The organism is Streptomyces sp. E2N166 (assembly GCF_003671715.1).
Lineage (GTDB): Bacteria > Actinomycetota > Actinomycetes > Streptomycetales > Streptomycetaceae > Streptomyces > Streptomyces thinghirensis.
Genome location: NZ_RAIF01000032.1, coordinates 939,541 through 945,566, shown reverse-complemented (window position 1 = coordinate 945,566; position 6,026 = coordinate 939,541). Strand labels below are relative to the sequence as shown.

Genomic DNA, 6,026 nt, shown 5'->3' with positions numbered 1-6,026 from the left:
TGGTGACCGTGCGGGTGAGGAACTCGCGGTCGTGGCTGACGACGACGGTGCCGGCGCGCAGGCCGGTCACGAAGCGTTCGAGGCGCTCCAGGCCGTCCAGGTCGAGGTCGTTGGTCGGCTCGTCGAGCAGGAAGACGTCGTAGCGGGAGAGGACCAGGGAGGCGAGTCCGGCGCGCGCCGCCTGGCCGCCCGACAGGGACGTCATCGGCTGGTCCAGGCCGACCGTCAGGCCCAGTGCGTCGGCGGTCTCCGCCGCGCGGTCGTCGAGGTCGGCGCCGCCCAGGGCGAGCCAGCGCTCCAGGCTGGTCGCGTAGGCGTCGTCGGCGCCGGGAGCACCGTCGACCAGTGCCTGAGTGGCCTCGTCCATGGTGCGCTGCGCCTCGGTGACGCCGGTGCGGCGGGCCAGGAACGCCCGGATCGTCTCGCCGGGACGGCGCTCGGGCTCCTGCGGAAGGTGGCCGACGGTGGCGGTCGGCGGGGACAGGCGCAGCTCGCCCTGTTCCGGGGCGGTCAGTCCGGCGAGCATCCGCAGGAGGGTGGACTTGCCCGCGCCGTTGGCTCCGACGAGTCCGATCACGTCGCCGGGCGCGACGACGAGGTCGAGCCCGGTGAACAGGGAGCGGTCGCCGTGGCCGGCGGCGAGGTTCTTTGCGACGAGGGTGGCAGTCATCAGACCGCCGATTTTAGCGGTGGTCCACTGCCCGCTCAGCCGGGTTTCCCGTGCGTCACCGCGGCCACCAGCACGCTTCCCGGCGCCCGCGCCACCACGAAGGACTCCCCCTTCACCGTCCTCGCGTCCAGGTCGACGCGGTGGCCGCCCGGTTCGAGTACGCCGTCGAAGACCTCGTGGGTGTGGACGCGGTGCAGGCGGTCCAGTCGGTACGCGGTGAGCCGTACCCGGCAGGCCGAGGTGACCTCTACATCGGCCGCGGAACCGGTCGCCGTCAGGCGGGTCAGCCTGCGCCGCTCGGCCGGGCCGCGGTCCAGGGCGTTCTCGATCTGGGCGACGAGCAGCGGGACGATCGGGGCGAGGCCGTCGACGTGGGCCACGTCCACCCCGGCGTTCGCGAAGGCACGGCGTACGGCCGCCCGCTCCTCCTCGGCGACCGCGCGGCCGAAGGCGACGGCGCCGTAGGCACGCAGTTCGTCGGCCGTCACGTCACCGGCGTCATGGGTGATGTCGGCGCCGATGCCGATGGTGCGCAGCGCGGCGGCGAGCCTCGCCAGCAGGGCGACGCGGTCGCCGATCAGCAGCACCCGGCGTCGGGTGTGCGCGGAGCCGCCGGAGAGCAGGGCGGCGAGGGCGGCACGGTACTCGGCGCCGGGGAAGCGGTACGGGCCGATGCCGTGGTAGCCGTTGAACTCCAGGTCGGCCTGTTCGCCGGTCTGCCAGGCGAAGTCCCGCCAGACGAAGTCTTCGCCGTCCCGCCGGATCACGGCGGTCACCGCACCGCAGGCGAGATCCTCGCACTCGGGGCAGGCGTAGATGACGTAGCGGCCGCCGGGCAGGGGCGCGTCGGTCTCCAGGAGCAGGCTGCGGACCTGTGCGGTGAGGATCGCGGGAGGCACGTCGGAGGCGAGCGGGGAGACGGCGTCCAGGTCGGAGAGGCGGAACAGCAGGGGACGTCCGTCGACGACGAAGTCCATGAAGTCGCGGTGGACCTGGTAGTCACCGTCGGCCCGGACGCCACCGGCGCGCATCGCCGGGGCCAGAGCGAAGGTCGCGTACTCGGCAGCCATGCGGTGAGTATTCCCGGGGTGCGACCGCTCTGCGCACGGCATGGGGCATTCCGCTAACGTCCCGGTGTGGAAACCGAACTGGATGACGGAGTCGTCGTGGTCGGCGGCGGGGTGGTCGGGCTGACGACGGCCGTCGTTCTCGCCGAGCGCGGCAGGCGGGTGCGGCTGTGGACGCGGGAGCCCGTCGAGCGGACCACCTCGGCGGTCGCGGGTGCGCTGTGGTGGCCGTACCGCATCGAACCGGTCGCGCTGGCGCGGTCGTGGGCACTGCGCTCCCTGGACGTGTACGAGGAGGCGGCGGCGCGGCCCGAGGAGAGCGGCGTACGCATGGTCGAAGGGGTGCTGGGCGAGACCGGCCTGGACGAGGCGGACACGTGGGCGGCCGCACGGCTGCCGGGCCTGCGGATGGCGACCGCGGAGGAGTACGGCGGGTCGGGGCTGTGGGCGCGGCTGCCGCTCATCGACATGCCGACTCATCTGTCGTGGCTGCGGAAGCGGCTGGTGTCGGCGGGCGGTGTGGTGGAGACCCGCGCGGTTGCCGATCTGGCCGAGGCCGAGGCGCCGGTGGTGGTCAACTGCACGGGGCTGGGCGCCCGGGAGCTGGTGCCGGACGCGTCCGTGCGTCCGGTGCGCGGGCAATTGGTCGTCGTGGAGAACCCCGGTATCCGGACCTGGATGGTCTCCACCGATCCCGTATCCGGGGAGATGGCGTACTTCTTCCCGCAGCCCGGCCGACTGGTCCTGGGCGGCACGGCCGAGGAGGACGCCTGGTCGGCCGAGCCGGACCCGGCCGTCGCGGAGGCGATCGTACGGCGGTGCGCGGCGCTGCGGCCCGAGATCGCCGGGGCGCGGGTGCTCGCGCACCTGGTGGGGCTGCGGCCGGCCCGGGACGCGGTACGGCTGGAGCGCGAGCGGATGCCGGACGGACGGCCGCTGGTGCACAACTACGGCCACGGCGGCGCGGGCGTCACCGTGGCCTGGGGCTGCGCGCGGGAGGCGGCCGAGCTGGCCTCCCGCTGACCGTGCCGCACTCCGGGCGGCGCGCGCTCCGACGGGGAAGGGGCCGGCACGCGGGTGCGTGCCGGCCCCTTCCCGTTCCCCTGCCGAGCGACTCCACGTCGGTCAGTGGTGCTTGCCGATCGGGTCGCCCTCCACGTCCGTGCCGGGACCCGGGCCGATGCGGATCTCGAAGTCGCCCTCGTACTGCTTGTGGCCCTCGATGACGGCCATCTCGACGGCTTCGGAGGCCATCTCACCGCGCACCATCAGGGGGTCACGGCGCAAGTCGCGCATCAGGGCGATACACATGAAGATCATCACGATGACGAAGGGCGCCGCCGCGAGGATCGTCAGGTTCTGCAGACCGGTGAGCGCGTCTCCCTCGCCGCTGCCCACCAGGAGCATGATGGCGGCGACCGCACCGGTCACCACGCCCCAGAACACGACCACCCAGCGGCTGGGTTCGAGCGCGCCCTTCTGCGAGAGGGTGCCCATCACGATGGAGGCCGCGTCGGCGCCCGAGACGAAGAAGATGCCGACGAGGACCATCACCAGCAGGCTGGTGACGGTGGCGATCGGATACTCCTGCAGCACCGCGAAGAGCCGGCCTTCCGGGGTCGTCTCGTCGCCGAGCCGGTTCTGCTCCTGGAGCCTCATCGCCGAACCGCCGAAGATCGCGAACCAGATGAGGCTGACGGTGCTGGGGACGAGGATGACGCCGCCGATGAACTGTCGGATGGTCCGGCCCCGGCTGATGCGGGCGATGAACATGCCGACGAAGGGCGTCCAGGAGATCCACCACGCCCAGTAGAAGACGGTCCAGCTGCTCAGCCAGTCGGCGACGCCCTCGCCACCGCTGATCTCGGTGCGGCCGGCCATCTCGGGCAGGTCGCCGAGATAGGCGAAGATCGAGGTCGGCAGCAGGTCGAGGATGAGGATGGTCGGACCCGCGACGAACACGAACACGACCAGGAGCAGGGCCAGCACCATGTTGGTGTTGGACAGCCACTGGATGCCCTTCTCGACGCCGGAGATCGCGGAGGCCACGAACGCCACGGTCAGCACCGCGATGATGCCGACCAGCAGCCCGGTGCTGACCTTGTCCATCCAGTCGAGCTTCTCGACGCCGGAGCCGATCTGCAGGGCACCGAGGCCGAGCGAGGCCGCGGAGCCGAAGACCGTCGCGATGATGGCGAGGATGTCGATGACCCGGCCGCCCACGCCGTTGGCGTGCCTCTCGCCGATGAGCGGGGTGAACACGGCGCTGATGGTCTGCCGGCGGCGCCTGCGGAAGGTGCTGTAGGCGATGCCGAGGCCGACCACCGCGTAGATCGCCCAGGGGTGGAGCGTCCAGTGGAACAGGGTGGTGGCCATGGCCGTCGCCATGCGGTCACCGGTGTCGGCGGGGCTGGTGCCGGGCGGGGCGGTGTCGAAGTGCGCCAGCGGCTCGCTCACGCCCCAGAACATCAAACCGATGCCCATGCCCGCGCTGAACATCATGGCGACCCAGGACACCGTGCGGAACTCGGGCTTCTCGCCCTCGGCACCCAGGTGGATGCGGCCGTAGCGGCTGGCCGCGAGCCAGAGGGCGAAGATGACGAACCCGGAGGCGGCCAGCACGAACGCCCAGCCGCCGTTGTGCATCAGGCTACTGAGCATGCTGCCGGAGGCGTCCTCCAGCGAGTCCGTGCCGGCCACGCCCCAGACGACGAACGCCAGGGTCAGGACCGCCGTGACGCCGAAGACGACGCGGTCGGTCCGGGGCTTGTGCTCCTGCCCCGGCAGGCCCGCTTCCGAACCCGGCAGCGTGCCTCTTTCGTGGTGTTCCTTGTCGCTTGGTCGGTCCTGCGTCACGGGCGGCACCTTTCAAGTCGGTGAGGCTGAAAACAATCCTCCGCTACGCCCTTACCACGTGCGACGCGGAACTCACCTCTTCAGCAGCGGGTGTCGGGTTCACCTGCCGTCAAGTGGTACGTCGCACGCTCGTCCAGGAGCAGCGGCACGAGGGCGCGCAGCGGCTGGCGCAGCGGTACGTAGGCGCCCTTCTCCCCGGTCGGACGCGTTTGTACACCGTGCAGTGCGAGTTCGTCCTTCAGTTCCGAGTACTGGTCGGGAGTGAGCCGGTAGCCGCAGGGCGGGTCCTCGATCACCTCGGCGGGCTCGGCCGGGTCGTTGTCCGCGCCGCCGAGGTAGACGGGTCCGGTGTCGGCCAGGCCGGACCACCGGGCGACCGCGGTGGCCGTCTCGACGCGTCCGCGCCGCTGGTCCGCGTAGCGGAACATGCCGTCCAGGGCCGCGAGCTGCGAGTTCACCCGGCGCCGGTTGTTCAGGGCCGCGTCCTCGCGCTCGGCGTCGGTGAGCGCGTCGACGCGGCTCTCGATGAGGAGGCCGACCGAGTGTTTCACGCCGGACATGTTCCGCAGGATGCGTTCCTGACCGTCGCCGGCGGTCTGCTTGATCGGTTCGCCCGTGACCGGGTCGGTCCAGATGCCGTACGTGCCGGTCGAGTGGTCGGCCCGCTCGGCGGCGGGGCGGACGTACGCCCCGGACAGGGTGCGGGCCTCGTCGTGGACCCGGGTGTGGGTGTTGAGGTTGCGGGGCCAGAGGTCGAAGAGGTCCTTGTCGTAGTACGGGGGTGTGGCGCCGTACTCGTGCAGGTCGTAGACGACGTCGGGGCGCTGGTCGCGGACGACGGCGGCCAGGGCGCGGGCCTCGGCCGTCTTCAGGGCGAGGTGGTCGCGGTTGATGTCGACGCCGTCGCTGTTGCCGCGGGTGTCGGCGGCCCGGCCGTCGGGGTTGGCGGTGGGCACGACCAGCACGGTCGTACGGTCCAGAAAGCGCCGGGTCGGCCGGTCCGTCGCGTAGGCCAGGTCGCGGACGGTGGACAGGCAGGCCTCGCGGCCGGAGGGCTCGTCGCCGTGCTGACTGCACACGAGGAGCACCTTGTTCGGGGCGGAGTGCCTGCCGATCGTCACGAGCCGGAGAGGGCGGTCCTGCTTCGTGGTGCCGATGCGGCCGACGGTGACCCGGCTGCTCGCCCGGTCGGCGGCGGCCAGCAGCGCCTGCTCCTCGGGCTGGCTGGTCCAGCGGGCGCCGTGCGTCTTCTCGAAGCCGGTGCGGGGCGGGTCGTGTGCGGTGTCGGCGGCGTGGGCCGGCGCGGTGAGAAGGGACGCGGCGAGGGCCGCGGTGGTCACGGTGAGGGTGCGCAGGCGGTTCATCGGGCTCCCTTCGGAACGCGGTGGGTCGTGTGCGGCGCGGTCACGCCGTCGAGGGGCGCGGGGGCGGGG

Annotated in this window: 4 protein-coding genes and 1 pseudogene; 1 reads left to right on the top strand and 4 read right to left on the bottom strand. The window is 72.2% G+C overall.

Translation table 11 applies throughout. The features are described 5' to 3' along the window. A pseudogene (locus EBH09_RS39440) lies at nucleotides 1–616 on the bottom strand (ATP-binding cassette domain-containing protein); the annotation flags it as partial. Between the two features lie 89 nt (nucleotides 617–705). Next, complete coding sequence (locus tag EBH09_RS31165; RefSeq protein WP_121750205.1) at nucleotides 706–1,740, bottom strand: oxidoreductase; 1,035 nt, start codon at nucleotides 1,738–1,740, stop codon at nucleotides 706–708. Between the two features lie 66 nt (nucleotides 1,741–1,806). Between EBH09_RS31165 and EBH09_RS31160 the strand changes: the two genes are divergently transcribed. After that, nucleotides 1,807–2,760 carry an FAD-dependent oxidoreductase gene (locus EBH09_RS31160; RefSeq protein WP_121750204.1) on the top strand — a complete coding sequence of 318 codons (954 nt, stop codon included), beginning with the start codon at nucleotides 1,807–1,809 and terminating at the stop codon, nucleotides 2,758–2,760. 102 nt (nucleotides 2,761–2,862) lie between these two features. Here the strand turns inward: EBH09_RS31160 and EBH09_RS31155 are convergent, their stop codons facing one another. Both EBH09_RS31155 and EBH09_RS31150 read right to left on the bottom strand, forming a co-directional pair. Continuing rightward, the gene (locus EBH09_RS31155) at nucleotides 2,863–4,593 is read right to left on the bottom strand and encodes a BCCT family transporter (RefSeq protein ID WP_121750203.1); all 1,731 of its coding nucleotides are present in this window, start codon (nucleotides 4,591–4,593) and stop codon (nucleotides 2,863–2,865) included. Nucleotides 4,594–4,673: 80 nt separating this feature from the next. Next, a complete protein-coding gene (locus EBH09_RS31150) occupies nucleotides 4,674–5,957 on the bottom strand; it encodes a M14 family metallocarboxypeptidase (protein ID WP_121750202.1) in 1,284 nt (427 codons plus the stop codon). Between the last annotated feature and the right edge of the window lie 69 nt (nucleotides 5,958–6,026).

What these genes read in the sequence shown, in the direction of transcription:
- EBH09_RS31165 (WP_121750205.1), bottom strand. Translation starts at nt 1,740, where the DNA reads ATGGCTGCCGAGTACGCGACCTTCGCTCTGGCCCCGGCGATGCGCGCC.
- EBH09_RS31150 (WP_121750202.1), bottom strand. Translation starts at nt 5,957, where the DNA reads ATGAACCGCCTGCGCACCCTCACCGTGACCACCGCGGCCCTCGCCGCG.